The organism is Pelomonas caseinilytica, from assembly GCF_021353235.1.
Classification (GTDB): Bacteria; Pseudomonadota; Gammaproteobacteria; order Burkholderiales; family Burkholderiaceae_C; genus Pelomonas; species Pelomonas caseinilytica.
On the sequence record NZ_JAJTWT010000006.1, the window covers coordinates 135104 to 159022 of the forward strand.

The window sequence follows — 23919 nt, forward strand, 5'->3', positions numbered from 1 at the left end:
CTCAATACGCCCAGCTTAGGGTCGCGGTGACGCTGCGCGGCGCGGCGTAGTAGGCCTGGTCCCACTTGAGGCTGGCGAGGTAGCTGCGGTCGGCCACGTTGGCGACGGCGAGGCCCACGTTCCACTGCCGGTTGAACTCGTAGTTCGCGTTCAGGTCGACGACCGCGTAGGACGCCTGGCGCACGGCGCCGCTGGCGTCGGCGATGTCGCTCTGCCAGCGCAGCGCGGTTCCCAGCTTGAGGCGGGGCAGGGCGCGCCAGGTCGAGCTCAGCCGCAGCACGCGGCGCGGCACGTAGCGGTTCACGTCGTCGCCGCGGCTGCCCTTCAGGCGCAGCTGGGTCCAGCCGCCGGCCAGCGTCCAGTCGGCGGCGAGCCGCCCGGAGACCTCCAGCTCGTAGCCGGTGCTGGTGGCGATGATGCCCTCGTAATAGGTGCTGAAGTCGGGGCGCTGGCCGGCGGCTGACGGCACGTTGCGCTGGCGGGTGCGGAAGACGGCGGCGCTGGCGTCGAGGCCGTCCCAGGCCGCCTTGAGGCCGGCTTCGAGGTTGCTGCCTTCCAGCGGGTCCAGCGTGCGGTGGTCGCGGTCGGCCTCGAGCTGGGGGTTGAAGACCGAGGCATAGCTCGCATAGGCGCTGTAGGTGGCGCTGAGGTCGAGCACGGCTCCCAGGTAGGGCTTGATGGCGCCGTGGCGCGCGGCCTGGTCGACGCCGTAGCTGCGGCCGGCGTTGCGCACGCGGGTGGCGTTGAGGCCGAGCACGAGCTTGAGCGCGTCGCCAGCGTCGAGCTGGGCGGCGGCGTAGGCGCTGTCGCGGCGTCGCGTCACGTCCGAGCCGTCGGTGGTGGCGCCGAAGGCGGGCTTGGGGAAGCGGCCGTCCCAACCGGCCAGCGGTGGCACCGGGGCGCCGATGTTGGCGGCGTAGCGCGAGAGTTCGTCCAGCGTCTGGCGGCCCGCGTCCAGGCCGGCCATCAGCTGGTGGCGGCGGCCCAGCAGCGTGAAGGGGCCGGACACGAAGACATCGGCCACGGTGTCGACGTAGTGGCCGTCGAAGGCCGAGGGGTAGGCGAAGAGGCCGCTGTCGGGCGTGCTGCCGGGCGTGCTGCCGGGCTTGGGCGCACCGTAGACGTAGAAGAGCTCGCTCGGCGTGCTGCGGCTGCGGCGCGTGAGCGTGGCGCGCGCCTGCCAGCCCTGGCCGAGGTCCTGCGTCAGCTCGGCGAAGACCTCGGTGTCGCGGTTCGTCCACCAGGCCCAGTCGGCGGCGGAACTGGTGTTGCGCGGGTAGTCGATGCGCCGGCCCGTGCTGTCCACCAGCGGCAGGGCGCCCCACATCGGGCTGCGGGCCTGGCTGCGCTGGGCGTTGACGCCGAGGGTGAGCAGCGAGCCGCGGGCGAGGTCGGCTTCCAGCACGCCGTAGGCCAGGCTGCGGTGCTGGCCATAACGGTCCAGCCAGCTGTCCTTGTCCTCGTCGGCGAGCACGGCCCGGGCGCGCAGCGAGCCATCGGCCGTCAGCGCGGAGGCAACGTCGGCCTCGACGCGGCGCTGGTTCCAGGAGCCCAGCGTCAGCCCGCCGCTGGCGGCCAGGGTCCGCGCGGCGGCGCGTTTGCGGACGAAGTTGACGGTGGCCGAGGGGTTGCCCGTGCCGGCCAGCAGCCCGGTCGCGCCGCGCAGCACCTCCACGCGCTCGAAGGCGGCGGTGTCGAGGGCGCCCCACTGCGCGCCGTTGGCGAAGGGCAGGCCGAGTCCGTCGACCTGGAAGTTCGTGACGTCGAAGCCGCGGGCGCTGAAATAGGTGCGGTCGGTCTCGACCCGCTCGACCAGGACGCCGGGCACGTGATCGAGCAGCGTGTTGATGTCGGTGAGGCCGAAGTCGCGGATCTGCTGCGCGCCCACGACGGTGATGGACTGGGGCGTCTCGCGCAACGTCAGCTCCAGCCGCGTCGCGGCGCTGCTGCTCTTCTCATCGCTCGCCGACTGGGCCTGCACGCGCACCACGGGCAAGGTGTTGGCGGGGGGATCGTCGCCCGGTGCGGGCTGGGCCAGGGCGGTGGCGGCCGCGAGCGCCACGGAGGGAGCGGCGAGGCGGGCGACGCAGGCGAGGCTGGGGACGAGGGCTTTCTTGTTCTTCATGCGCGGGATGTCTCGAGGGCAGGAGGGGAGGAAAGGCGGGCGGCGTGGCGGCGGGCGCGGGCCTTGCGCAGCCAGACCAGCACGCCGGTGGCCGACAGCGCGGCGACCGCGAGGCCCAGCGCGGCGACGAGGATGCGGCCGGGCAGGCCCAGGATGCGGCCCGAGTGCAGCGGGAACTGGGCCTGCAGGTAGAGGTCGCCGGCCGTGCCCTGGCCGGGGATGACGGCGCCTGCGAAGCGGCCGTCGCGGCTGTCGACGTAGATCCACGGGTTGCCCAGGCCGCCGTCGCCGTGGTCGTTGCCGGCCTCGAAGAATCCGACCCCGTAGACGCCGATCTCGGCGGCATGGAAGACGCCGCCGGCCGGCTGCGAGACGCCGCGCTGGCGGGCCAGGGCCTCGGCCGCGGCCACGGCCTGGGCGCGCGTGAGCCGCGGCGCGACCGGCGTCGCGCCGGGTGTGCGCGTCTCGAAGGGGCCGGGCGTGAGGGTCGACACCCGCGACACCAGCGGCACGACGACCTGCTGGCGCAGGTTCATCGCCACCGAGGTCAGCGCGATGACGAGGACCAGCGCCCACAGCCAGACGCCGCCGCTGCGGTGCAGGTCGAAGGTCAGGGCATGGCCGCCCTTGGCCCAGCGGAAGGCCAGCGACTTGCGCCACTGCCGCGGGCTGGGGAAGGACAGCGCGAGGGCGACGAAGCAGTCCAGCACCCAGGCGATGCCGATCAGCCCCATCAGCCAGATGCCCCAGGCGATGCCGCCGGCTTCGGGCAGGTGCAGGCTGTAGTGCAGGGCGTACAGGAAGGGCAGCAGGTTCTCGCGCGACAGCGACAGCGCGCCCCACTGGCGCCGGGCCTGCACCTGGCCCGTCGCTGGGTCGAGGGCGACCTGGTTGTAGCCCAGCGGGGTGCCGGGCTCGCGGGGCTCGACCATGGCCAGCAGCGTGTGGCCGGGCTCCGCCTGAAGGGGCAGGTAGCGCAGGCGCAGCCGCGGCTCGGCGGCTTCCAGCGCATCGGCCAGCCCCAGCGCGGAGCGCGCCGGGCCCGTGCCGCGAGCCTCGAAGAACGCGGGGTTCAGCGCCGCGTCCAGCTCGTGATCGAAGGCGATGACGGCGCCGGTCAGCCCGGCGATGAAGAGAAAGCCCGCCGCCGCCAGGCCGAACCAGCGATGCAGCAGGACGAGAAAGGGGCGCATCTCGCGAAAGCAGCTCCGTGAAGGGACATCGGAGTCACGGCGGGCTGGCTTTCGGCGGGCTGGCGGGCGACGGGACGCGACCCGGTGGGCCGCGCGCTGCCATCATATTGCGAATAATTCTCATCTGGGAGATTGACCCCGTCAGCGGCCGGCCTTGGCCACCGCCTGGCCGGCCGGCTCGCCCACCGGCAGGGTGAGCGAGAGCTTGCCGGTGGGGTTGCCCTCGGGCGGGTTGGCGGTGAGGACGACGGACTGGCCGGCGAGCAGGTTGCGCAGCCGGAGCTGGAGGGCGACGGTGTCGGACTCCTTCTTCAGCTCGCCGCTGGAGGCCAGGGTCACGGTGCCGTCCTTGAACGCGAAGCTCATGCCCTTGGGCAGGCTGACGCCCTTGTCGAGCGTCGCCTCGGCGATCTCGCCGCCGCTGGCCGTCAGCGTGACGGCCGGCTTCTTGCCCGCCGGCAGCGAGAGCTTGACGCGCAGGACGCCGGTGTCGTCCTTGGCGGCGATGCGCTCCACGCCCGCCTCGAAGCTGTAGCTGGGCTCGGGGGCCTTGGCGCATTGGCCCTCCACCACCTCGATGGGCACGTTGACCATGCCGTCGCTGCCGGTGGCGCTGAGGGCCAGCCGGGTCAGGCCGCGGTTGGCCTTGCGCAGGCCGTCGAAGCTGACCGCCACGGTGCGCACGTCGCCGTCGGACTCGACCGTCCGCACCGCGCTGGCCTGGAGCACCCCGAGGCGGTAGCGCCGCCAGTCGTCGGGCAGGCCGCGTCCGCTCAACTCCAGCGTCAGGCGGTCTTCGCAGCTCGACACCTGGCTGGGCGACACACGCTCGATGGCCGTGGCCACCGTCGTCTCGGTGAGGGCGGTGGCCTGGCCCGCGGCGCCCTCGCAATTGCCCTTGAACTGGGTGCGCAGCTTGGCCTCGGCGACGCCGTGGTTGGTCCACACGACCACCGTGCCGTCGGCGCGCAGCGCCTGCTTGTTGAGCGTGCCGACGTCCACCGTGGCGGACAGGCCGGTCATGTCGGGCAGCACCGCGACGCCTTCCTGCGGCACCGCTGCACCGCCCAGGAAGACGCGCGGGTTGCGCCACAGGTCCACGCCGTAGATCAGCAGCGTCAGCCGGGCATTGGGCGTGTCCTTGCAGATGGGCAGGACTTCGGGGCGGATGCTGTCGATGCGGGCCTGGTGATAGCCCTGGGAGGTCAGGGCGCGCATCAGCGTCACGGTGAGCGCGTCGTAGGAGGCGCGGTTGAGCCTGAAGCGGACCGGCAGCGCGTAGTGGTCGGTCTTGTCCGCGGCGGCGTCGAGCAGGGCGCCCCTGCCGTCGAAGTTGCCGCGCCAGGCGACCTGCACCTTCAGCGTGGCCCGGGTCCACCAGCCGGGTACCGAGACGTCGGCGCTCACCGGCACCGTGCGGGCCTGCTGGCGCAGCAGCAGCCGGTTGCCGGCCGTGTCCACGCTCAGGCGCGGCCCGAACACCCAGCCGAATTCATAGTCGCCGTCGTCCTCCGTGCGGCCGGCGAATCCGATGACCTCGGGCACCCGCTCCATGGCGTCGACCCGGCCGGAGGCGCGGCGCGCATAGCCCACGCCGGCGCCCAGGCTGGCGCCCGAGCCGGGCATCTGCGCAGCCAGGCCGGCGGCCAGCTCCACGGCATTGGCGGCGCTGGCCACGGTGGACAGGCGTTGCACGCGCATCATCGGATCGGCGCTGTAGGGGAAGGCGACGACCGGCCCCCTGGCCGCCTGCTTGAGCGCCGTCTTGAACGGCGCCGGCGCCGCCGACGCCTCCCGGATGATGCTCTGGCCGTCGTATCGGGCGCAGTCCGCCTCGGGGGACGCGGCCCGGCAGGCCTCGTACAGCCTGTCGAGCAGCTCCTTGGCCGCATGGAAGGCCTCGCGGTACTGGTCCAGCGCCTGCTTGCCGCTGCGCTTGGTGCCGTCGGCGATGAGGCTGCGGTCGCCGATGGAATGCACGCCCACTTCCACGGAGGGCGCGAGCTCCAGCACGCCCCTGGCGCTGCGAAGGACATCGGCGCCCGTCCTGAACCGGGGCGTCGGCACCAGCGGCAGCGACTCCTCGCGCAGTGCCCTCCGGAAGCTCTCGTCGCTGGGTTCCATGAGCAACTGGCAAGGACGCGGCCTGCCGTCGTCGGCCGTCGTCATCGCATCGGCCACCACGGCCGGTGCCGAAGCGGCCGTCGCGGCGAGCAGCCATTGCAGGCAGGGCTGGCCCGAGGGTTGGCGGGCCTCGTCCCTGAGCCGCTGCGAAATGCTGCGCAGGGCATAGCGCAGGTCCTCCGCCGGCTGGACGGCAAAGCTGTTGCGCTTGCCGGGGTGGACGGCCAGCTGCAGCACCTCCGGCTTGCCGTCCTGGCGCCGGCCGGACAGGGGCAGCATGGCCACGTCGTACAGGCCGGTCATGGGTCCGAGCACGGCGTAGTTCAGCGGCTCCTTGCCGTTGCCGCCACGCTGCGCCAGGTTCTGGTTCATCCGGTTGGTGATGGCGGCCAGCCAGGTGTGATAGAGCAGGTCCAGGTCCTCCCTGGCCTCGTCGTGCTCGATGGTCAGGCGGGCGATGCCGTACTGCGCCTTGTTCGGCCCGGGCATGACGGTGGACGTGAACTGCAGGTGGTACAGAGAGTTGCCGTCCACGTCGTGGGCGTCGTCCAGCAGGTTGGCGTTGATCTCCTCGCGGATGCGCGAGCGCAGCGCGAGCCGGTCTTCGAACTCATCCTCCAGCGTGCCGGGCACGCCGGCCGTGCGGGCCGTCTGGCCCATCGCCGCCAAGCCCTTGAGGGCCTCGTCGATGCGGCCCTGCAGCGCCGTGATGCGGCTGTCGCTCAGCGCCGTCGAGCCGGAGGCCAGCGTCGGCGAGGCGCCCACGGTGGCGCTCGCGGGCGGGGCGGCCGAAGCGGCGGCGGCGGGGCCGGCGGCGCTCAGCTGGGCCAGCTGCGCCTGCAGCACGACGAGCTGCGACTTGAGCTGGGTGACGTTGATCTGCTGCTGCAGGTCGGCCTGCTCGTTGGCGCGCTGGAAGTTGAGCTTGAGCGCCGGATCGACGCTCAGCGACAGCTGGGCGGCCAGGGTGGAGACGACCTGCAGGTCGCGCGACAGGCTGCTGCCCAGCGGCGCCGAAGCCGCATGGCCGAGCTGCTCCTGCAGGAAGCTGTCCTCGCGCATGCGGTCGTTGATGAGCTGCTCCCGCGTGAACACCTGCGGCGGACTCAGGCGTATGCGTGCAGCCTCCTGGCCGCTGCGGTCGTCGATGGCGTCGGCGCCGCCGGTGAAGGCCCGCTCGAAGGCGCCGCAGCCGCCGAGCAGGAAGGCGGTGGCCAGCAGGGCGGCACCGGCCGCGAGGGGGGTGGTGGACGGGTTCATGAGGCGCTCTCCCAGGTCACGCGTCGTCGCGTGCGGGTATTGGAGGGAAAGCGCCGCCCCGGCAAAACCTCAAGAGTTGGGAGGCTCCGGGCCTGCGGCCGGAGGCGCCGCCACACCGCGGCGCGAGCCCAGCCGCTGGGCGTAGACCCAGGTGAATTCGGCGCCGACGAGGAGGACCTGGGTCGAGTAGTAGACCCAGACGAAGACGACGGCCAGCGAGCCGGCGGCCCCGAAGCCGACAGCACGATGACGAGCCGCGGCGCCAGCGAGAAGACGGTGTAGTACGACAAGGCCGCGCCCATGCTGGGCGCGTAGTCGTCGACCCAGGCGGAGACCGAGGCCTTGAGCAGGCTCCACCAGGTCGACGCGGACCCGCGCGAGGCGGCCCGCAGCGCGCCCCGGGCCGAGGCGACGGCATCGTCTTGGGCGGGGTTCGGCCGGGCGGCTTGGTGGGCTGGCATGGCGGCTTGCCGGGCAAGCTGGATGCCCGGACGAGCCGGCGCCGCTGACAGGACAATGCCGGGGCGGGCGCGGCGACGCCCGATGTCCGGTCGAACCGCCCTCCCATGCTCCAGTCCCTGACCCTCCCCGTCACGCCCTTCCAGCAGAACTGCTCCATCGTGTGGTGCGACGTCACCCATGAAGCCGCCGTCATCGACCCCGGCGGCGAGCTGCCCCGGCTACTGGCTGCCGTGCAGGAACGTGGTTTGCACCTGAAGGCCATCTGGCTCACCCATGCCCACATCGACCACGCAGGCGGCGCGGGCCAGCTGGCCCGCGAGCAGGGGCTGCCCATCGTCGGGCCCCATCCCGGCGACCAGTTCTGGATCGACGGCCTGGCGCAGCAGAGCCGCATGTTCGGCTTCCCGCCGGCCGAGGCCTTCGAGCCCGACCGCTGGCTGCATGACGGCGACACCGTGCGCATCGGCGAGGAGGTGCTGTCGGTGCGCCACTGCCCGGGCCACACGCCGGGCCACGTCGTCTTCCATTCGGCCTCGGCGGGCCGCGTCTTCGTAGGCGACGTGCTCTTCGCCGGCAGCATCGGCCGAACGGACTTTCCGGGCGGCAGCCACCGGCAGCTCATCGATTCCATCCGCGGCCGGCTGTGGCCGATGGGCGATGCGACCATCGTCGTGCCGGGCCACGGTCCGGAAACCAGCATCGGGCGGGAGCGGGCCGGCAATCCCTATGTTGCAGAGGGCGTCTGAATCACGCGGCGCCACCGCCGTGATTCGTTCACAAACACACCCAGCAACATTTACGCCCCGCCGGAAAAGTGCTCTCCTACGCTCTGGGGATGGCCTGCAAGGGTGGGCCGAGGAGTGCTGCCATGTGGATGTCCGAGTTTGTCCAGCCAGGCCAGGTGCAGGGGGCTCGCCCTCGCGAGCGCCGGGCTGCGGCTTCGCTGTCCAGCCAGTGGATGAGCCTGGTGCTCGAGGAGCTCGACCACGGCGTCGTGCTGCTCAATGGCGCGGGCAGGGTGCTTCACACCAACCTCGCGGCGCGCGCGTCGCTGGAGGGCAACCATCCGCTCGAGATGGTCGGCCCCCACCTGCGTGCGCGGCTGCTGACCGACGCCGTGCCTCTGGCCGAGGCCCTGGAGGGCGCCGAGGCGAGTGGCCGGCGCTGCCTGCTGCGCCTGGGTGACGAGCGGGCCGAATGCGGGCGCGCCAATGTCGTCGTCGTGCCGCTCAACCGCGATGTCAGCCAGGCGGCCGTGCTGCTGGTGCTGGAGCGGCGCCAGCTCTGCGGCGACCTCGCCGCCCAGTGGTTCGCGCTGCGCTACCAGCTCACGCCGGCGGAGACCGAGGTGCTGAAGGCCCTGTCCAACGGCGTCAAGCCCACCGAGGTCGCCCAGCGCCAGGGCGTGGCGATCTCCACCGTGCGCAGCCAGATCCAGAGCATCCGCGCCAAGAGTGGCGCCGACAGCATCGGCGAGCTCATGCGCCAGCTGGCCCTGCTGCCACCGCTGGTGTCCTCCCTGAGGCCGGCCAAGCTGGTCAATTGAGCGGCGATTGAGCGGCGATTGACGGGAGATTCCGCGGCCGGTGTCCGCGGCGTCAACAGGCCCTAACATCCGGCCCGCGGCGCGCCTCATGCGCGCCGCCTTGCCCGGATGGCTGACCACGCTCTCGACCCCGAACTGCAGGCCCTGCCCCCTTCGCTGCGCACGCTGGCGGCGCGCGGCATCGCGCGCAGCTACCGCAAGGGCGTGGTGCTGATCGAAGAAGGTTCGCTCGGCGACAACCTCTACCTCGTGCTGTCGGGCTCGCTGCGCGCCTACAGCAGCGATGCGCGCGGACGCGAGATCACCTACGGCGTCTACGGCCCCGGCGAATACGTCGGCGAGATGAGCCTGGACGGCGGGCCGCGCTCGGCCAGCGTCATGACCGAGGTGCCCAGCCGCCTCGTCATGGTGACCCGGGCCAGCCTGCTGACCCACATCAGCGTGCACCCGGAGTTCGCCTTCGAACTGCTGACCAAGGTCATCCGCCGCGCCCGCGCGGCGACGCTGTCGACCAAGCAGCTGGCCCTCAACGACGTCTATGGCCGCCTGCGGTCCTTGGTGGACGAGGCCACCCAGGACGGCCGCCATCTCGAGATGACCCACCAGGGCATCGCCCAGCGCCTGGGCTGCTCGCGCGAGATGGTGTCCAAGCTCGTCAAGGATCTGGAGCAGGGGGGCTATCTCAAGCGCATCGCTGCCAGCCAGTACCAGCGGCTCAAGACGCTGCCGGCGCGCTGGTGAGGCAGGGCGGGCCCGGCCTCACTGCGACCGCGACTTGAGCGGCGGCGCGACGGGGAAGCGCTGGTCCGGCTTGGGCGCGCGCTGGTACAGGCCCTCGACCTTGGGCAGGTTGGCCTGGATGTCGCGGATGCGGGTCGTGCTCGCCGGGTGGGTGGACAGCCACTGCGGCGGCGCGCCCTTGTTGGCCGTCATCATCTTCTCCCACAGCCGCACGGCGGCGGCGGGGTCGTAGCCCGAGCGGGCGGCCAGCTCGATGCCGACGAGGTCGGCCTCGGTCTCATCCTCGCGGCTGAAGCGCAGCGACAGCAGCTGGGCGCCCATGCCCGCCAGGCCGCGGCCGACGTTGCCCAGGCCCAGCAGGGCCGAGCCCAGCTCGACGACGGCGTTGGTCGCCGTGGTCTTGCCCATGCGCTCGCGGGCATGCTCGCGCAGCGCGTGCGAGACCTCGTGGCCCATGATGGCGGCGACCTCGTCGTCCTCCAGCTTGAGCTTTTCGAGGATGCCGTAGAAGAAGGCGATCTTGCCGCCGGGCATGCAGAAGGCGTTGAGCTCGGGGCTGCCGAGCAGGTTGACCTCCCACTTCCACTCGCGCGCGCGGTCGTTCCATTCGTAGCTGAAGGGGATGATGCGCTGCGCGATGTAGCGCAGGCGGTGCAGCTGGGGGTGGTCCATCGGGGCCAGGGCGCGCTGCTGGGCGGCCTGGCGCATCATCTGCGCGTACTGCTGGCCGCCGGCCTGCTCGAGCTGGTCGGCCGAGACGAAGCCGGTGAACTTGCTCTTGGGCCCCACGTCCACGCCTTCGCGCGCCCAGGCGGGCACCAGCGCCGCGGCGCCCGCGGCACCGAGCAGGCCGGTGAAGAGCCGGCGGCTGCGCTGGCGTGGCGGCGTGCAGCGGCCGGCGGCGCAATCGGTGCAGGCGCCGAAGCCGCGCGGCAGCGGGTGGGTGAAGCGGAGATCGTCGGAAACGGTGAAGTCGTCGGCATCCATGCCGTCATTGTGCGATGTCCGCAGTAGCGACAATCCCCCCATGGACAGCCAGCAATTCCGCGCCGCCCTGGGGCTCTTCGCCACCGGCGTGACCATCGTCACCGTGCGCTCGGAGGAGGGCGGCCTGGTCGGCCTGACGGCCAATTCCTTCAACTCCGTGTCGCTGGACCCGCCGCTGGTGCTGTGGAGCCTGGCCCGGCGGGCCGGCTCGCTGCCGGTGTTCGCCCGCGGCACGCATTACGCCATCAACATCCTCGCGGCCGACCAGAAGGAGCTGGCGCAGCGCTTCGCCACGCGCGACATCGACCGCTTCGCCGGCGTGCCCTGGCGCGAGGGCGCGGGTGGCGCGCCGGTGCTGGACGGCGTCGTTGCCGCTTTCGAATGCGCCAACCGGAGCCGTTATGAGGAGGGCGACCACGTCATCTTCGTGGGCGAGGTGGAGCGCTGCACCGCACGGCCGGGCGCACAGCCGCTGATCTTCCACGGCGGGCGCTACTTCACCGAGCTGCCGTTGTGATCTGAAGGGTGGCCCGTCGCTCGGCCCGCCGGGGGCTTCGGGCTTTTTCGGGATGGCGCTGTCGATCCGGGCGCGGTCTGATCGTCGTCAAGGTCAGAGGGCCGTCCTCTGACCACACCGAGACCCGACCATGACCACCACCGTCACCCTGCACCGCGTGCTGCGCTGCCCGCCCGAGCGCGTCTACCGCGCCTTCACGACCCCCGCCGCCATGGCCAAGTGGCTGCCTCCCCACGGCTTCACGGGCACCGTCCACGAGATGGACGCCCAGGTCGGCGGCAGCTACCGCATGTCCTTCACCAACTTCACGACCGGCGACGGTCACAGCTTCGGCGGCCGTTACCTCGAGCTGGAGCCGGGCCAGCGGCTGCGCTACACCGCCACCTTCGACGACCCCAACCTGCCGGGCGAGATGCAGACGACCGTCGAGCTGCGCGCGGTGTTCTGCGGCACCGAGGTGCGCATCACGCAGCAAGGCATTCCGGCGGTCATTCCGGCCGAGGCCTGCTACCTGGGCTGGCAGGAATCGCTGACGCTGCTGGCCCAGCTGGCCGAGCCCGAGATCCGTCAGTAAGGGGGCCGGGATCAGGCGCAGCGCCCGGCCGGCAGCGCGTCGGGTGCGCGCAGGGCCCGCCGCCAGCACCAGGCGCCCACGGCCAGCGTCGCTGCCACGCTCGCGGCGGCGAGCAGCGGCAGCGGCACGCTCCAGTGCTTCTGCAGCGCATACAGGCCCCAGCCCAGCACCAGGAAGCCGAAGATGGGCAGGGCCACCGTCCAGGCGGACGGCGCCTTCATGCGGGCCGGCGGGCGCAGCAGCGCGCCGGGGCTCAGCGGCAGCGTGCCGAGGGCCAGGCACAACAGGGACGTGTCGCCGGTGGCGTGAGCCAGCCCGGCCAGCGCCGCCGTCGTCAACGTCCAGGCGACCAGGCATTGGCGCAACTGCATCCAGGCCAGGGCGTGGTTCTGGCGGGCGCCCAGCGGCATGCCCGGCAGCAAGCGCAGCAGGGCCTGCTCGCGGCGGCTGTGCCACAGCATGTTGGGCAGCGAGAAGCCGGGGTTGAAGCCCATGCTGGCCAGGCCGATGGCCATGCCGTAGGCGCCCTGCTGCCAGTGGCCCTGCAGGTCCTTGCCGGCCATCGTGAAGGCGAACAGGAAGCCCAGCGCCGCCAGGCCCAGCGCGAACAGCGTGCCCAGGGCCTGGCGCAGCCAGTGCTGCTGGCCGTGCAGGACGATCTCGGCGCGCTGCATGACGCTGGCCTCGTCGGGCCGCGCCGTGGCCAGGGTGTGGCGCAGCCAGGCGGCGGCGGCCCGGTCGAAGGGGCGGGCCAGCCATTCGCCCGGCCGGCCGAAGGCGCCGGCGTCGTCCCGCTTGCCGTTCATGCCGCCGCGCGCGGCGCGCTGCAGGCGGGCCCGGCAGGCATAGGCCTGCAAGTGAGCGGCATCGCCGTCGCCGAAGAGCCGGGCCACGGCCCAGCCGAGGCCGAACAGGCCCAGCGCCAGCACGGGCAGGGTCTGCGCCTCCCACAGCGCGCGCAGGGCTTGCCAGAGCGGCGCCAGCCGCCGGTCCAGCCCGGCGCCAAAGAACAGGGCCGGGCCGAAGGACAGCAGGAACCACAGCATCCACTGGCGCACGGCCCAGGCCGCGAAGGCCAGGACGGCTGCGCTCAGCAGCAGCAGGGCCGGCAGCGAGGGCGTGCCCGGCAGCAACAGCCAGGGCAGGACGGCGGCCGTGGCCGACAGCAGCGCCCAGGCCGCCAGCGCCGCCTGCCGCAGCTGGCGCGCATGGCCAGGCACGAAGCGCGCGGCATGCGGGTGGTTCTGCACCAGCAGGCTGCCGATGAGCACCATCCACAGCGTCGCGGCGGCCAGGGCCAGGCTGGCGGCCACCACCTGCGGCCACAACCCGGGCGCCACGTACAGGGCCGCGGCGATGCTGAGCAGCATCAGCGCGGCGAGCAGGCGCCGGCCCCACGGTGCCATGCGGTCGCGCTGGCGCCAGGGGGCCAGCAGCATCTGGTTCCAGGCGGCGGCGTTCATCAGGTCAGCTCCGCGAACAGGTCTTCGAGGTTGACGGCTTGCGCATCCAGCGGCGCCGCCACGCCGGCCGGCAGCCGCGCCAGCACGCGTTCGCGGCCGGCCTCCAGCGGCGTGCGCTTGAGCGGCTGGGCGCCGAGCCGGGCGAACAGGCCGGCGAGCTCCGTCACCGTGCCCGTGAAGGCCCGCACCTGCTCCAGCAGCTCGTCCAGCGGCGCCTGCAGGGCGATGCGGCCCTCGCTGAGGAAGGCCAGGTTGAAGGCGACGCGCTCCAGGTCGGACAGGATGTGGGTGGAGAAGACGACGGTGGTGCCGCGGTCCAGCACCTGCTCCACCAGCTCGCGCAGGAAGTCGCGCCGGCCGACGGGGTCGAGGCTGGCCACGGGCTCGTCCAGCACCAGCAGGTCGGGCTCATGGGCCAGGGCGCGGATGATGGACAGGCGCTGCTTCTGGCCGCCGGAGAGCTTGCGGATGGGCTTGTCGCGGGCGATGTCCCAGCGGGACAGCAGACCCTCCACCCGGGCCTCGTTCCAGCGCGGGTAGAAGCTGCGGAAATAGGCCAGCAGCTGGGCGGGCGTGAAGCCCTCGAAAAGGTCGCTCTGCTGCGGCACGTAGCCGATGCGGCTGCGGGCTTCGTCGTCCAGGCGCTTCACGTCCTGGCCGAAGAGGGCCACCGAGCCGGCGTCCGGATCGCGCAGGCCCAGCAGCGTCTCCAGCAGCGTGGTCTTGCCGGCGCCGTTGCGGCCGAGCAGGCCCACCACCTGGCCGGGCAGCAACTGCCAGTCCAGGCCGTCCAGCACCCGCGCGCCGCGGGGGTAGGCCAGGCTCACGCCGCGGAGGTCGGCGCTGGGCGTCTCGGTGTGCGGGAAGTGCGGCGTCTGGGGCTTCATGGGGTGTTTCCGTCCAGCAGTTGTTCCAACAGGCCGAGGACCTCGGCCTTGGGCAGTTCCAGCTGCCGCGCCTCGTCGGCCGCCTTCTGCAGCGAGGGCCGCAGCAGCTCGATGCGCGAGGCGGCCGGCTGCGCCCGGTGGTGCTGGGCCGCCACGACCATGGACAGGCCGCGGCGGCGCTCCAGCACACCGGCCATCTCCAGCATGGAGTAGGCCTTGGAGATGGTCATGGGGTGCACGGCCAGGGCCTGGGCCAGCTCCCGCACCGACGGAATCTCGTCGCCCGCCTTCAGCTGCCCCGCCGCCACCCGCCGCTTCACCTGCTCGATGAGCTGGCGGTAGATGGGCTCGGGCGAGCCGGTGTTGATGTGGACGAAGTCGGTGGGAGTCATGCGAACTGCCAATGTGTACTAGTATGATAGTACACGTGTACGGTGACCGTCAAGCCCGGGGGCTGTTCCGAGCAAATAGAGTCGAAAACTAGCCCACGACGGGCTCTCGGGCCCCTGCGGCGGTGGTGAGCGCGGGGGCGACGGCCGGTGGAGGCGTTGTGGCAAACACGACGTGGCCCTCGTCATGGCGAGCCGCCATCTCAGTTGTCCATGGTGCTGCTCACCACCCGCAGCCAATGAAACGGGGCATTTGCGGGCCGAGCGCTGGGCCGCTCCCGAGCCGGCCCGCGCCGGCGATGTGCTCGCGGCTCGAAGCCGCGAGCATCGCCGCCCCCTCGGGGGGCGGACCAGACCCGCGCCGCGTTCAGCGCGCGGGGTTGGGCCGGGGGTGGTTTCACTTCAGACGACCGCCGCAATCTGCGTGTTGACCTCGTCGAGGCGCTCGCAGCAGAAGGCTTCATCACACTGTCGGGGACCAAGGTCGCTTTTCCGGTGAAGGTCGGCGGACCAGGGCATCCGGCGGTCATAGTCACCGCGGGGACGGAGTGCGGCCGCCTATACGCATGCCCTGACGGCCATCGGGTCGAGCTCATCCAGCGGTGATCGCCCGGGCCGCCCCAGGGAAGCGCTTGACGGAACGCCCGCTCAAGCCCGCTGGGCCACGGCGGCGATGGCCGTGGCCAGGCGCGGCCAGAGCGGCTCGGGCAGGTCGTGGCCCCAGCCCGGGATGATCTCGAGCTGGTTGTCGGGGATGCGTTGCGCCAGGTCGTGTGCGGCGGCCACGGGAATCAGCGGGTCGTCCTGGCCGTGGAGGATGAGCGTGGGCGCCTCGATGCGTGCCAGCCTCTCGGCGCGGTGGGCGTCGGCGGCGATGGCGACGAGCTGGCGGGCCACCGCCTGCGGCCGGAAGGCGCGCTTCACGCCGTGGGCGATGCGCTCGCGCAGCTGGCGGGGCTCGGCCGGGTAGCCGGGGCTGCCGATGACGCCGTAGAGGCCCACGTAGTGGTCGAGGATGTTGTCGAGCTTTTCCTCGGGCGTGCGGCCGGGGCGCGGGCGCGACAGCAGGGCGCGCCTCACCTTGAGGCTTTCCTTGGGCAGGCCGCGGTGGCCGCTGGTGGTCATCATCAGCGTCAGGCTGCGCAGCCGCTGGCCGTGCGAGAAGCCCAGGTGCTGGGCGACCATGCCGCCCATGGAGGCTCCGCAGACATGGGCGCGGCCTATGCCCAGGGCGTCGAGCACGCCGACGGCGTCGCGCGCCAGGTCGGCCAGCTGGTAGGGCGCCTTCACCGGCAGGTGGAAGGTGTGCAGCAGGGCCGCCAGCGGGATGTTGGGCAGGCCGAGGTGGTCGAAGGGCTGGGACAGGCCGATGTCGCGGTTGTCGAAGCGGATGACCCGGAAGCCACGCGCCACCAGCTCGTCCACCAGGCCGTCGGGCCAGGCGATGAGCTGCATGCCCAGGCCCATGATCATCAGCAGCGGCTCCCCGTCGTCGGGGCCGTGGATGTCGACCTCGATGCGGACGCCGTTGGCCGAGACCTGCATCAGTGCTGCAAAGCCGATGCGCCGCCCCAGCCAGGCGGCAGCATGCCACCATGCCCCGAGGCGCGCGAAGCGCCGCCGTCTCGCGCGCGGCTGCCGTGGAACCGGCTTTGCCGGGCCACTGGCAGCGCCCCCTTGAGGGGGCTCGCGAAGCGAGCAGGGGGTGGTCTCATCCCAGTTCGCTCTGTTTCTCGACGACGCGCGACACCAGGCCGTAGTCGATGGCTTCCTGGGTGCTCATCCAGAAGTCGCGCTCGATGTCGACGCGCACGCGCTCCAGCGGCTGGCCGGTCTCGCGGGCGATGACGCCGGCGATGCGCTCGCGGGCGCGGATGATCTCCTTGGCCTGGATGGCGATGTCGCTGGCCTGGCCGCCGGCGCCGCCCGCGGGCTGGTGGATCATGAAGCGGGTGTTGGGCAGCGCCAGGCGGCGCTCCTTGGGCACGGCCAGGTAGATGTGGGTGCCGGCGCTGGCGACCCAGCCGGTGCCGATGATGGTGACCGGCGCGCGCACGAAGCGGATCATGTCGTGGATGGCGTCGCCGCTCTCCACGTGGCCGCCGGGCGAGGACAGCAGCAGGGTGATGGGCGCGTCCGACTCCTGGCTCAGGGCCAGCAGGCGGCGGCAGGTGGCGTGGGCGACCTTGTCGTCGATCTCGCCGAAGACCATCACGTAGCGGCTCTTGAAGAGCAGCTGCTCCTCCATCTTCTCGGGGGCGGCGTCCTTCTTGGCGGCCTTGTCTTCGGCGGCGAGGGTGTGGTGTTGCATGGTCATGTCCGGGTTGAAGGCCATACCTTACCGCGAGAAGCGCCGCCGGCCCGGCAGTGGGGTTCCGGCCGAGGTACTCAGCCGTGCCGCGAGGGCGTCTTGTAGAACCACCGCCGCGCGCCCTTGGGCTCGAAGTGCTGCCACTGCCCTTCGGGCTGGGCCAGGCGGTCGGCCAGTGCGTAGAGCGCGATCGGGTTCACGCCCAGGCCGATGTGGCTGGCCTGCACCTCGATGTTCTCGGCCAGCGGCGAGGGCTCGTTGACGCTGCAGCGCCAGGCCACCACGCCGTCGCTCTTGGAGTAGATGGACGTCGTCGGCACCGGGGGCGGCTGGCGGATCTGCTCGATCAGCTCGTGGTCGGACACCGAGTGGCCGCTGACCAGCTCAAAGAAGCGCCAGGCGTTGGTCGCCCGCGGATGGCCGGTGAAGGGCGTGCCCAGCGTGACGACGCAGCGCACGAGGTCGGGGCACTCCTTGGCCAGCTCGCGGGCATAGATGCCGCCCAGGCTCCAGCCCAGCAGGCTGACCTTGCGGTGATGGCGCCGCTGCAGGGCCTGCAGGTCGGCCTTGCATTGCTCCAGCACGCCCGCGCGCGGGCCGAAGTTGAAGCCCTGGCCCCAGGCCTGGGTGGTGTAGCCCAGCGAGTCGAGCAGGGCGCGCAGCGGCGCGGTGGTCAGGTCGTTGGCGCCGAGGCCGGGAAAGACGAGGACGGGATGGCCGTCGCCGGGAGGGAGCTTGCGCAGCCAGGGCAGGGCGGCCAGCAGGGCGGCGTATTCCCAGGGCGCGCGGCCCTCCAGCATCAGCAGCCAGGCGTTGGGGGCCTTGAGATCGGACCAGTCGGGATTGACCTCGGCGGGGTGGGACTGCCAGCGCGCAAAGCGCGGCGAACGGGTGGCGGGCATGCGGCGTGAGCGGGGATGGACCCGGGCATGTTAGCCAGTCGCTGCAGCGCGTCGTCTGCGGGTTTGCCGCGGCGGGCCGGCTCGATGCCCGCGAAAGGCGTTTCGTGGCTGCGCAGGTCGAGTGGCGCCATTCGCACCGGCACGGCGCCGTCGGTTGCCTAGGCTCGCCGCTTTTCGAGGTGTGTCCGTCCGCGCGCTTCGTCGACAGGGAGAGAGGGATGAACAGGAAATGGATGGTCGCTTCCGGTGTGCTGGCCGCGGTCTTGACGACCTCGGCCGGTCACACGGCCACCGTACAGGCGCCGGCCGGCCGCGACGAGGGCGTCGCCCTGCGGTGGACCGGGCAGCCTGCGGCCTCTCCGGCGCCGGCCCTGGTCGCGGCAAGGTCCGAGGCGCCCGCCGGGCAGCGACGCGGGGCTCCGGCCGATCCCTTCGCCGCCGAGGTGCCGCAGCCGGCGGCGTCGGCGGTGCCTGGGGACGGCGCTGGCAGCCAGATGGCGATCTGGGTCCTGGCCTTGCTCAGCGGCGGCGTGCTCCTCGACTGGATCCGTCGCGGCTGGCCGAGGTGACGGCGGGCCGCCCGGCCGCGTCAGGCGCTGCGCCCTGCGCCCCGGCGGGCGGCGGCCTTGCCTCCCGTCTTGCGCCGCGCCGGGCTGGCCCCCTTGGCGGCGGGCTTCTTTCCTGACGTCTTCACAGCGGCCTTTTTCGTCGCGACCGGAGCCGGCTCGGCATCGGCCACCGCCAGGGCCTGGAATTCCATGAAGGCCGTCTCGACGTGGGCCGCCAGCTCCGCCGTCTCCGGCAGGGCCTCGCCGCAGGCCATCAGGCCGATGTCCAGGGACTGGTTGTAGGTCTGCACCGTCACGTTCAGCGCCAGGCCGTGCACGGCGATGGAGGTCGGGTAGTTGGTGAGCATCTTCGCGCCGGCCAGGTACAGCGGCACCTGCGGCCCCGGCACGTTGGAGATCACCACGTTGGCCACCACGGGCAGCTTCTCGGCCACCTTGGCGCGGCCGTAGAGCATGGCGCCGGCCTGCATCAGCCAGGGGATGCCCAGGCTGGGGAAGTCGGTCGGCATCAGGCTCTTGAGCTGGGCCATCTGGGCCTTCATGGCCTGGCTGGAGGCCATCACGTGGGCCAGGCGCTCGGCCGGGTCGGCCAGGTGGGTGCCCAGGCTCATGAAGGTCATCGTCGCCTGGTTGTTGGAGGTGGTGTCGCCGGCAGCGCGCGTGGACACCGGCACGGCGGCGACCAGGCTCTTGCGCGGCAGCGGGCCGTGCTTGGTCAGGAAGCGCCGCAGCGCGCCGCCGATGACGAAGAGCACCGCGTCGTTGAGGCTGGCGCCGTGGCGCTTGCGCGTGCGGTTGAGCTCGGCCAGCGGCAGGGTCACGCCGGCGAAGGAGCGCGTGGCCGAGAGGCTCACGTTGAAGCGCGTGCGCGGCGCCGGGCCGAGGCTGGCGACCGAGGTCTTGCCGCGCACCACGGCCGTGGTCTGCGAGGCCACGCCGGCCAGCAGGGCCCGCAGCTTGTCGATGGACGCGCCGGCCGCCGCACCGCCCACATAGCCCGCCGCCATGTTGCCGACGATGCCGGCGGCGCTGGGCAGCGAGCGGGCCAGCTTGACGGTCTGCTTCCACTGCTGCGACACGGCGGCGCGGAGCAGGCCGACCGTGCCGAGCTGGCCGCGCTTCCTGCCACGCGCGGCGAGGGTCTCAATGGCGCGCGGCTCCGGGCTCAGGTCGAGGATGACCTGGGCCAGGGCCACGGCGGCCTGGCCGTCGACGGCGGCGTGGTGCAACTGCGTGTACAGGGCCACGCGCGGCTGGCCCTCGGGGCCGGGCTCGATGCCGGTGAAGACATGGAACTTCCACAGCGGCCGGCTGCGGTCCAGCAGCACCGGATGCAGCAGGCCGACCTGGGCCTCGAGCTCGGCCATGCCGCTGCCCTCGGGCAGGGCGATCTCGACGATGTGCTCGTCGAGGTCGGGGTCGGCGTCCACCCAGCCGGGGTTGGACAGGCCCAGGGGCATGGCCAGCAGCTTGCGCCTGAGGGCCGGCAGCAGCGGCAGCCGTGCGCGCATGTGCTCGCGCAGGTCCTCGACGTAGTCGCCGTCGTAGCCTTCGGGCAGCTCCAGCAGGTGCAGGGCGCCGACGTGCATCGGCATCTGCGGCGTTTCCAGGTAAAGGAAGCTCGCGTCGAGTCCTGCCAGCTGTTTCATGAGACCACCCCCTACGGCCTGACGGCCGCCCCCTCAAGGGGGCACTGCCGACGGCCCGGCAAAGCCGGATCCGTGGCAGTCGCTTGAGGGGTCGGCCTAGCGGCCTCCGTTATTCCTCCGGAACGAAGATCCAGAGGAGGATGTACAGGAGTATGCCGCTGCCGAAGGCCAGGAAGAGCACCGTGAAGATCAGGCGCCAGACCCAGGAGTCCAGCCCCGTCGCTCGGGCGATGCCGCCGCAGACGCCGCCGATCCAGCGGTCCATGCGCGAACGGCGCAGTCCGTTGACGGCGCCGAGGTTGGGGGCCGGTGCCGCGCTCGCGGCCGGGCCCGCCGTGCCGGCGAGCAGGCGCGCCTTGGCCTTGGCGAACTCTTCGTCGGTCAGCACGCCGCGGGCGTGCAGGTCGGCCAGCTTGGCGAGTTCTTCGGCATCGTTCATCGTGGGCTCCTTGCGGTGTTGATGAGGCGAAGCCTAGCGGCAGGGCGCGGGCCCGCCAGCGCCTTGCGACAGGCTGTCGATCCAGCGGGACGCACCCGCGGAAATCATCGGACGGGCTGCTTGGCGGGGTCGATGTCGACGAACTGCCAGAAGTCCTGCCAGAACAGCGGCCGGTAGAAGCCGCTCATCCAGGGCTGCTCGATGTCCGTGACGATGCGGTGCACGTGCACCTTGTAGGGCATGTAGGCGACGGCGATGCGCTTGGCTTCCTTGAACAGCGCGTCGCGTTCGGGGCCATCGGGCAGGGCTTGCATGCGCTCGTAGAGGGCGTCGAAGCGGGCGTCCTTGAAGCGCGTCAGGTTGGCCGTGCCGCTGGCGGGACCGTAGTAGCGCTGCAGCAGGCCTTGCCCGTCGGGCTGCGACGCCATCGACCCCACCGGCCAGCTCTGGTAGTTGCCGGCCTGCACCGCCTTGAGGTTCTCGGGCCATTGCTGGATCTTGATCTCCATGCGGATGCCCACCGCCCGCAGCGCCTTGTCCCAGAGCTCGTCGATGGAGCGGTTCAGCGAGTTGGGCTCGGTGTTGCGCACGATCACGAGGGGCGAGCCGTCGGGCATGTCGCGCCAGCCGTCGCCGTCCTTGTCGACGTAGCCGTACATGTCGAGCAGGGCCTTGGCGCGGGCGGGGTCGTAGTCGCCCATCTCGCTCTTGAAGGCCGGGTCGTAGCCCGAGGTGTTGGGCATGGAGGGCGCCTGGGCCGGAATGGCCTGGCCGCGGCGCGCGAGCTGGATCTCGCGGTTGACGTCGTAGGCCAGGGACATCGCCCGCCGCAGCGCGATCTTCGCCGGCGCCATGCCGCCGACGATGGGGTCGTCCATGTTGAAGCAGGTCAGGGTCACGTCGGGCGACAGCGTGAACACGGCCCGCATGCCGCGCTTGGCGAGGTTGGGGGCGAGCTTGCCGCCCGGCGCGGCCTGGGTGATGAACTCCTCGGGCATGCGCTCGATGAAGTCGTGCTCGTTGTTCAGGAAGGCGAGCCAGCGCGGTTGCGTCTCCACGATGATGTCCACGACGACGCGGTCGATCATCGGGATGCGACGGCCCTTGAACTTCGCGTAGATGGCCTGGGCCTCCTTGTCGCCCGGCGCGGGCGTGGCCTCGTAGTGGCGCTCGCGGTAGGTCGGGTTGCGCTCGAAGACGATCTGCGAGCTGCGCCGCCACTCCTTGAGCACGAAGGGGCCGGTGCCGACCGGGTGCTCCATGATGCGGTCGCCGTAGAACTCGACCACCTCGCGCGCCACGGCGCCGTAGAGGTCGTTGCCCGCGAGGATGGACTCCACCAGCCGCGGCCGCGGCTCATGGGTCTTGATCTGCAACGTGTAGCGGTCCAGGGCCTTCAGCCCGGCGATCTCGGTGTCGTAGGGGAAGGGCTTCTTGGTCTTGAGCACCTGCTCGCGCAGTTCGTTGAGGCCGACGATGCCCTGGTCCTCATAGCTGCTCCAGCCCTGCGAATTGGTCGCCGGGTCGGCGAAGCGCTTGACGCTGTAGACGAAGTCCTGGGCCGTCACCTCGCGCTTCCTGCCCTTGAAGGCCGGGTCGTCGGCGAAGTAGATGCCCGGCGTCACCCTGACGGTGAAGGTCTTGTAGTCGGCGCTGATCTCCGGCTCGCCCGCGGCGATCAGCGGCACGATCCGGGTCGGCCGGGCCAGCGGGTCGTAGGTGTAGAGGCTCTCGAAGATGTGGCTGGTGAGGGTGCGCGAGTAGATGTCCGACAGGCGCGCCGGGTCGAAGCCGGTCTCGGCGACCTTGAAGGCATAGCGCAGCGTCTTGACGGGCTCGGCACCGTGTGCGGAGGCGTGCAGGCCGAGGCAGACGGCGAGGGCGGCGAGCAGGTGTTTCATGGGCAGAGCTTCAACGGTGGCTTCAACGGCGTTGGGGCAGGGCCTGGGTGTCGATGTCGACATACTTGCCGATGTCGCGCACGAAGAGGTTGCGGCTGTAGCCCTTGACCCAGGGCTGGGCCATGTCCGTCCAGACGCGGTGGACGTGGAACTTGTAGGGCGCGTAGGCGACGAGCAGGCGCTGGGCTTCCTGCATGACGGCCTGGCGCTCGGGGCCGTCGGGCAGGGCCTTCTGCCTGTCGTACAGGGCCTCGTAGGCCGGCAGGTCGAAACGCGCCCGGTTGGCGGCGCCCTTGGACTTGTTGGAGCCCATGGCGATGAAGGTGTCGCCGTCCGGCGTGGTGCCCACCCAGCCGACGCCCCACATCTGCAGCTTGCCGGCGGAGGAGGCCTTGAGCTGCTCGGGCCACTGGGCGATCTTGAACTTGATCCGGATGCCGATGGCGGCCATGTTCTTCTGCCACTGCTCGGTCAGCTGGCGGTTCTGCGCGTCGGGCGAGGTGGCGTATTCCAGCACCAGCGGCTGGCCGTCGGGCAGGTCGCGCCAGCCGTCGCCGTCCTTGTCGACGTAGCTGTACAGGTCCAGCAGGGCCTTGGACCGGGCGGGGTCGAAGTCGCTCATCTCGGTCTTGAAGTCGGGCGAGCCGCCGAAGGCGATGGGCGGGATGGGGCCCTGGCTCTTGATGGCCTGGCCCCGGCGCACGAGGTTGATCTCCTTGTCCAGGTCCACGGCCAGGTTGATGGCGCGGCGCAGGGCGATCTTCTCGGGCGTGTAGCCGCCGACGACGGGGTCTTCCATGTTGAAGTAGCTGACCGACACGTCGACGCGGGGATAACGCTGCATGTGCATGCCGCGCTTGGCGAGGTTGGGCGCCAGCTGGCCCTTGGGCATGGCCTCGCCGGCGAAGTCGGCCGGCACTTCCTCGATGACGTCGAACTCGCCGCTCACGAAGGACAGCCAGCGCGGCTGGTTCTCCTCGATGATGTCGATCTGCACCCGGTCCACCAGCGGCAGCTTCTTGCCCTGCAGCGCCGCGACCTCGGCCTTCAGCCGCGCATCGGCGCCCGGCGGCGGCACCTCGGCGTAGCGCATGTCGCGGAAGTTGGGGTTGCGCTCCAGCACGATGCGCGAGCTGCGCCGCCACTCGGCGAGGCGGAAGGCATTGGTGCCGACCGGGTGTTCCATGATGCGGTCGCCGTAGAACTCGACGACCTCGCGCGCCACGGCGCCGAAGGTGCCGGCGTCGGCGAAGTTGTTGATGAAGCGCGGGTCGGGGACGCCGAGCTTGATCTGGAAGGTGTAGCGGTCCAGGGCCTTCAGGCCCTCCACCTCGCGGTCGTAGTCGAAGGGCTTCTTCGCGGCCATCAGCTCCTTGCGCAGCTCCGACAAGCCGAGGATCTTGGCGTTTTCCAGCAGGTAGAGGTTGCCGCTCTTCCAGCGCGGGTCGTAGTGGCGCTTGATCGAGTAGACGTAGTCCTGGGCGACCAGTTCGCGCTTCCTGCCGCCGAAGGCCGGGTCGTCGGAGAAGTAGATGCCCGGCTTGACGCGGAAGGTCAGGGTCTTGAAGTCCGCGCTGACCTCGGGCATCTCGGCCAGCGTGGCCGGGCGCAGCTTGAAGGGGCGGGTGCCGAGCTCGTACTCCAGCGGCGCGTCGAAGATGTTGGCGATCGCGTCCTTGGAATACTTGTCGGTGACCTGCACGGGGTCGAAGCCGGTTTCCGCCACGCGGAAGGCGTAGCGCAGCACCTTTTCGGTGGCCTGTGCCCCGGTGGCGGCGCAGGCCATCAGCAGGGTCGTCAGCAGTGCGGAGAACTTCATGGCGGCGGCGCGCGGTGGCGGGGAAGTCGCGGAGTCTAGTGAAACCGGCATGCCTGCCTGA

20 protein-coding genes are annotated in these 23919 nt (G+C 71.5%); 6 read left to right on the top strand and 14 right to left on the bottom strand.

Annotation, left to right across the window (positions count from 1 at the left end; genetic code table 11):
- Position 1 precedes the first annotated feature (1 nt).
- From LXT12_RS15545 to LXT12_RS15555, 3 genes are all read right to left on the bottom strand, one after another.
- Positions 2-2125 carry a TonB-dependent siderophore receptor gene (locus tag LXT12_RS15545; protein WP_233393109.1) on the bottom strand — a complete coding sequence of 708 codons (2124 nt, stop codon included), beginning with the start codon at positions 2123-2125 and terminating at the stop codon, positions 2-4.
- The gene (locus tag LXT12_RS15550) at positions 2122-3318 is read right to left on the bottom strand and encodes a PepSY-associated TM helix domain-containing protein (protein WP_233393110.1); all 1197 of its coding nucleotides are present in this window, start codon (positions 3316-3318) and stop codon (positions 2122-2124) included. The genes LXT12_RS15545 and LXT12_RS15550 overlap by 4 nt, the downstream gene beginning before the upstream one ends.
- Before the next feature lie 141 nt (positions 3319-3459).
- A complete protein-coding gene (locus tag LXT12_RS15555) occupies positions 3460-6702 on the bottom strand; it encodes a hypothetical protein (protein ID WP_233393111.1) in 3243 nt (1080 codons plus the stop codon).
- Between the two features lie 566 nt (positions 6703-7268).
- Here LXT12_RS15555 and LXT12_RS15560 point away from each other — a divergent pair.
- From LXT12_RS15560 to LXT12_RS15570, 3 genes are all read left to right on the top strand, one after another.
- A complete protein-coding gene (locus LXT12_RS15560) occupies positions 7269-7910 on the top strand; it encodes an MBL fold metallo-hydrolase (protein ID WP_233393112.1) in 642 nt (213 codons plus the stop codon).
- Positions 7911-8038: 128 nt separating this feature from the next.
- On the top strand, positions 8039-8710 hold the full coding sequence (locus tag LXT12_RS15565; RefSeq protein WP_233393113.1) for a helix-turn-helix transcriptional regulator: 672 nt from the start codon (positions 8039-8041) through the stop codon (positions 8708-8710).
- A gap of 108 nt (positions 8711-8818) precedes the next feature.
- Entirely contained in the window at positions 8819-9451 is a 633-nt protein-coding gene (locus tag LXT12_RS15570) for a Crp/Fnr family transcriptional regulator (RefSeq protein ID WP_233393114.1), read from the top strand.
- Positions 9452-9469: 18 nt separating this feature from the next.
- Here the strand turns inward: LXT12_RS15570 and LXT12_RS15575 are convergent, their stop codons facing one another.
- Complete coding sequence (locus tag LXT12_RS15575) at positions 9470-10438, bottom strand: M48 family metallopeptidase (protein WP_233393115.1); 969 nt, start codon at positions 10436-10438, stop codon at positions 9470-9472.
- A 40-nt stretch (positions 10439-10478) separates the two neighbouring features.
- On the opposite strand from LXT12_RS15575, the gene LXT12_RS15580 reads away from it, so the two are divergent.
- Complete coding sequence (locus LXT12_RS15580) at positions 10479-10955, top strand: flavin reductase family protein (RefSeq protein WP_327573010.1); 477 nt, start codon at positions 10479-10481, stop codon at positions 10953-10955.
- A 130-nt stretch (positions 10956-11085) separates the two neighbouring features.
- Positions 11086-11529: an SRPBCC family protein gene (locus tag LXT12_RS15585; RefSeq protein ID WP_233393117.1), complete on the top strand. Its 444-nt coding sequence runs from the start codon at positions 11086-11088 to the stop codon at positions 11527-11529.
- Positions 11530-11540: 11 nt separating this feature from the next.
- Here the strand turns inward: LXT12_RS15585 and LXT12_RS15590 are convergent, their stop codons facing one another.
- The 6 genes from LXT12_RS15590 to LXT12_RS15615 all read right to left on the bottom strand — a co-directional run bounded on the left by LXT12_RS15590 (position 11541) and on the right by LXT12_RS15615 (position 17481).
- On the bottom strand, positions 11541-12992 hold the full coding sequence (locus LXT12_RS15590) for a hypothetical protein (RefSeq protein ID WP_233393118.1): 1452 nt from the start codon (positions 12990-12992) through the stop codon (positions 11541-11543).
- Entirely contained in the window at positions 12992-13879 is an 888-nt protein-coding gene (locus LXT12_RS15595; RefSeq protein ID WP_233393119.1) for an ABC transporter ATP-binding protein, read from the bottom strand. Before LXT12_RS15595 ends, LXT12_RS15590 begins: the two co-directional genes overlap by 1 nt.
- Complete coding sequence (locus tag LXT12_RS15600) at positions 13876-14271, bottom strand: GntR family transcriptional regulator (RefSeq protein ID WP_233393120.1); 396 nt, start codon at positions 14269-14271, stop codon at positions 13876-13878. The genes LXT12_RS15595 and LXT12_RS15600 overlap by 4 nt, the downstream gene beginning before the upstream one ends.
- A 645-nt stretch (positions 14272-14916) precedes the next feature.
- Positions 14917-15813, bottom strand: a complete 897-nt coding sequence (locus tag LXT12_RS15605; RefSeq protein ID WP_233393121.1) for an alpha/beta fold hydrolase — start codon at positions 15811-15813, stop codon at positions 14917-14919.
- A 166-nt stretch (positions 15814-15979) separates the two neighbouring features.
- Entirely contained in the window at positions 15980-16579 is a 600-nt protein-coding gene (locus tag LXT12_RS15610; protein ID WP_255763646.1) for an ATP-dependent Clp protease proteolytic subunit, read from the bottom strand.
- A gap of 77 nt (positions 16580-16656) precedes the next feature.
- Complete coding sequence (locus LXT12_RS15615; protein ID WP_233393122.1) at positions 16657-17481, bottom strand: alpha/beta fold hydrolase; 825 nt, start codon at positions 17479-17481, stop codon at positions 16657-16659.
- Between the two features lie 218 nt (positions 17482-17699).
- On the opposite strand from LXT12_RS15615, the gene LXT12_RS15620 reads away from it, so the two are divergent.
- Positions 17700-18050 (top strand): hypothetical protein, encoded by a 351-nt coding sequence (locus LXT12_RS15620; RefSeq protein ID WP_233393123.1) that lies wholly within the window; start codon positions 17700-17702, stop codon positions 18048-18050.
- A 20-nt stretch (positions 18051-18070) separates the two neighbouring features.
- Here the strand turns inward: LXT12_RS15620 and LXT12_RS15625 are convergent, their stop codons facing one another.
- From LXT12_RS15625 to LXT12_RS15640, 4 genes are all read right to left on the bottom strand, one after another.
- Entirely contained in the window at positions 18071-19699 is a 1629-nt protein-coding gene (locus LXT12_RS15625; RefSeq protein WP_233393124.1) for a WS/DGAT/MGAT family O-acyltransferase, read from the bottom strand.
- Positions 19700-19808: 109 nt separating this feature from the next.
- On the bottom strand, positions 19809-20138 hold the full coding sequence (locus LXT12_RS15630) for a PspC domain-containing protein (protein ID WP_233393125.1): 330 nt from the start codon (positions 20136-20138) through the stop codon (positions 19809-19811).
- 104 nt (positions 20139-20242) lie between these two features.
- On the bottom strand, positions 20243-22039 hold the full coding sequence (locus LXT12_RS15635) for an ABC transporter substrate-binding protein (RefSeq protein WP_233393126.1): 1797 nt from the start codon (positions 22037-22039) through the stop codon (positions 20243-20245).
- 22 nt (positions 22040-22061) lie between these two features.
- Positions 22062-23858: an ABC transporter substrate-binding protein gene (locus tag LXT12_RS15640; protein WP_233393127.1), complete on the bottom strand. Its 1797-nt coding sequence runs from the start codon at positions 23856-23858 to the stop codon at positions 22062-22064.
- Positions 23859-23919 lie beyond the last annotated feature (61 nt).

Coding starts and splice junctions, on each gene's coding strand:
- LXT12_RS15545 (WP_233393109.1), bottom strand. CDS start 2,125: ATGAAGAACAAGAAAGCCCTCGTCCCCAGCCTCGCCTGCGTCGCCCGC.
- LXT12_RS15550 (WP_233393110.1), bottom strand. CDS start 3,318: ATGCGCCCCTTTCTCGTCCTGCTGCATCGCTGGTTCGGCCTGGCGGCG.
- LXT12_RS15555 (WP_233393111.1), bottom strand. CDS start 6,702: ATGAACCCGTCCACCACCCCCCTCGCGGCCGGTGCCGCCCTGCTGGCC.
- LXT12_RS15560 (WP_233393112.1), top strand. CDS start 7,269: ATGCTCCAGTCCCTGACCCTCCCCGTCACGCCCTTCCAGCAGAACTGC.
- LXT12_RS15565 (WP_233393113.1), top strand. CDS start 8,039: ATGTCCGAGTTTGTCCAGCCAGGCCAGGTGCAGGGGGCTCGCCCTCGC.
- LXT12_RS15570 (WP_233393114.1), top strand. CDS start 8,819: ATGGCTGACCACGCTCTCGACCCCGAACTGCAGGCCCTGCCCCCTTCG.
- LXT12_RS15575 (WP_233393115.1), bottom strand. CDS start 10,438: ATGGATGCCGACGACTTCACCGTTTCCGACGATCTCCGCTTCACCCAC.
- LXT12_RS15580 (WP_327573010.1), top strand. CDS start 10,479: ATGGACAGCCAGCAATTCCGCGCCGCCCTGGGGCTCTTCGCCACCGGC.
- LXT12_RS15585 (WP_233393117.1), top strand. CDS start 11,086: ATGACCACCACCGTCACCCTGCACCGCGTGCTGCGCTGCCCGCCCGAG.
- LXT12_RS15590 (WP_233393118.1), bottom strand. CDS start 12,992: ATGAACGCCGCCGCCTGGAACCAGATGCTGCTGGCCCCCTGGCGCCAG.
- LXT12_RS15595 (WP_233393119.1), bottom strand. CDS start 13,879: ATGAAGCCCCAGACGCCGCACTTCCCGCACACCGAGACGCCCAGCGCC.
- LXT12_RS15600 (WP_233393120.1), bottom strand. CDS start 14,271: ATGACTCCCACCGACTTCGTCCACATCAACACCGGCTCGCCCGAGCCC.
- LXT12_RS15605 (WP_233393121.1), bottom strand. CDS start 15,813: ATGCAGGTCTCGGCCAACGGCGTCCGCATCGAGGTCGACATCCACGGC.
- LXT12_RS15610 (WP_255763646.1), bottom strand. CDS start 16,579: ATGCAACACCACACCCTCGCCGCCGAAGACAAGGCCGCCAAGAAGGAC.
- LXT12_RS15615 (WP_233393122.1), bottom strand. CDS start 17,481: ATGCCCGCCACCCGTTCGCCGCGCTTTGCGCGCTGGCAGTCCCACCCC.
- LXT12_RS15620 (WP_233393123.1), top strand. CDS start 17,700: ATGAACAGGAAATGGATGGTCGCTTCCGGTGTGCTGGCCGCGGTCTTG.
- LXT12_RS15625 (WP_233393124.1), bottom strand. CDS start 19,699: ATGAAACAGCTGGCAGGACTCGACGCGAGCTTCCTTTACCTGGAAACG.
- LXT12_RS15630 (WP_233393125.1), bottom strand. CDS start 20,138: ATGAACGATGCCGAAGAACTCGCCAAGCTGGCCGACCTGCACGCCCGC.
- LXT12_RS15635 (WP_233393126.1), bottom strand. CDS start 22,039: ATGAAACACCTGCTCGCCGCCCTCGCCGTCTGCCTCGGCCTGCACGCC.
- LXT12_RS15640 (WP_233393127.1), bottom strand. CDS start 23,858: ATGAAGTTCTCCGCACTGCTGACGACCCTGCTGATGGCCTGCGCCGCC.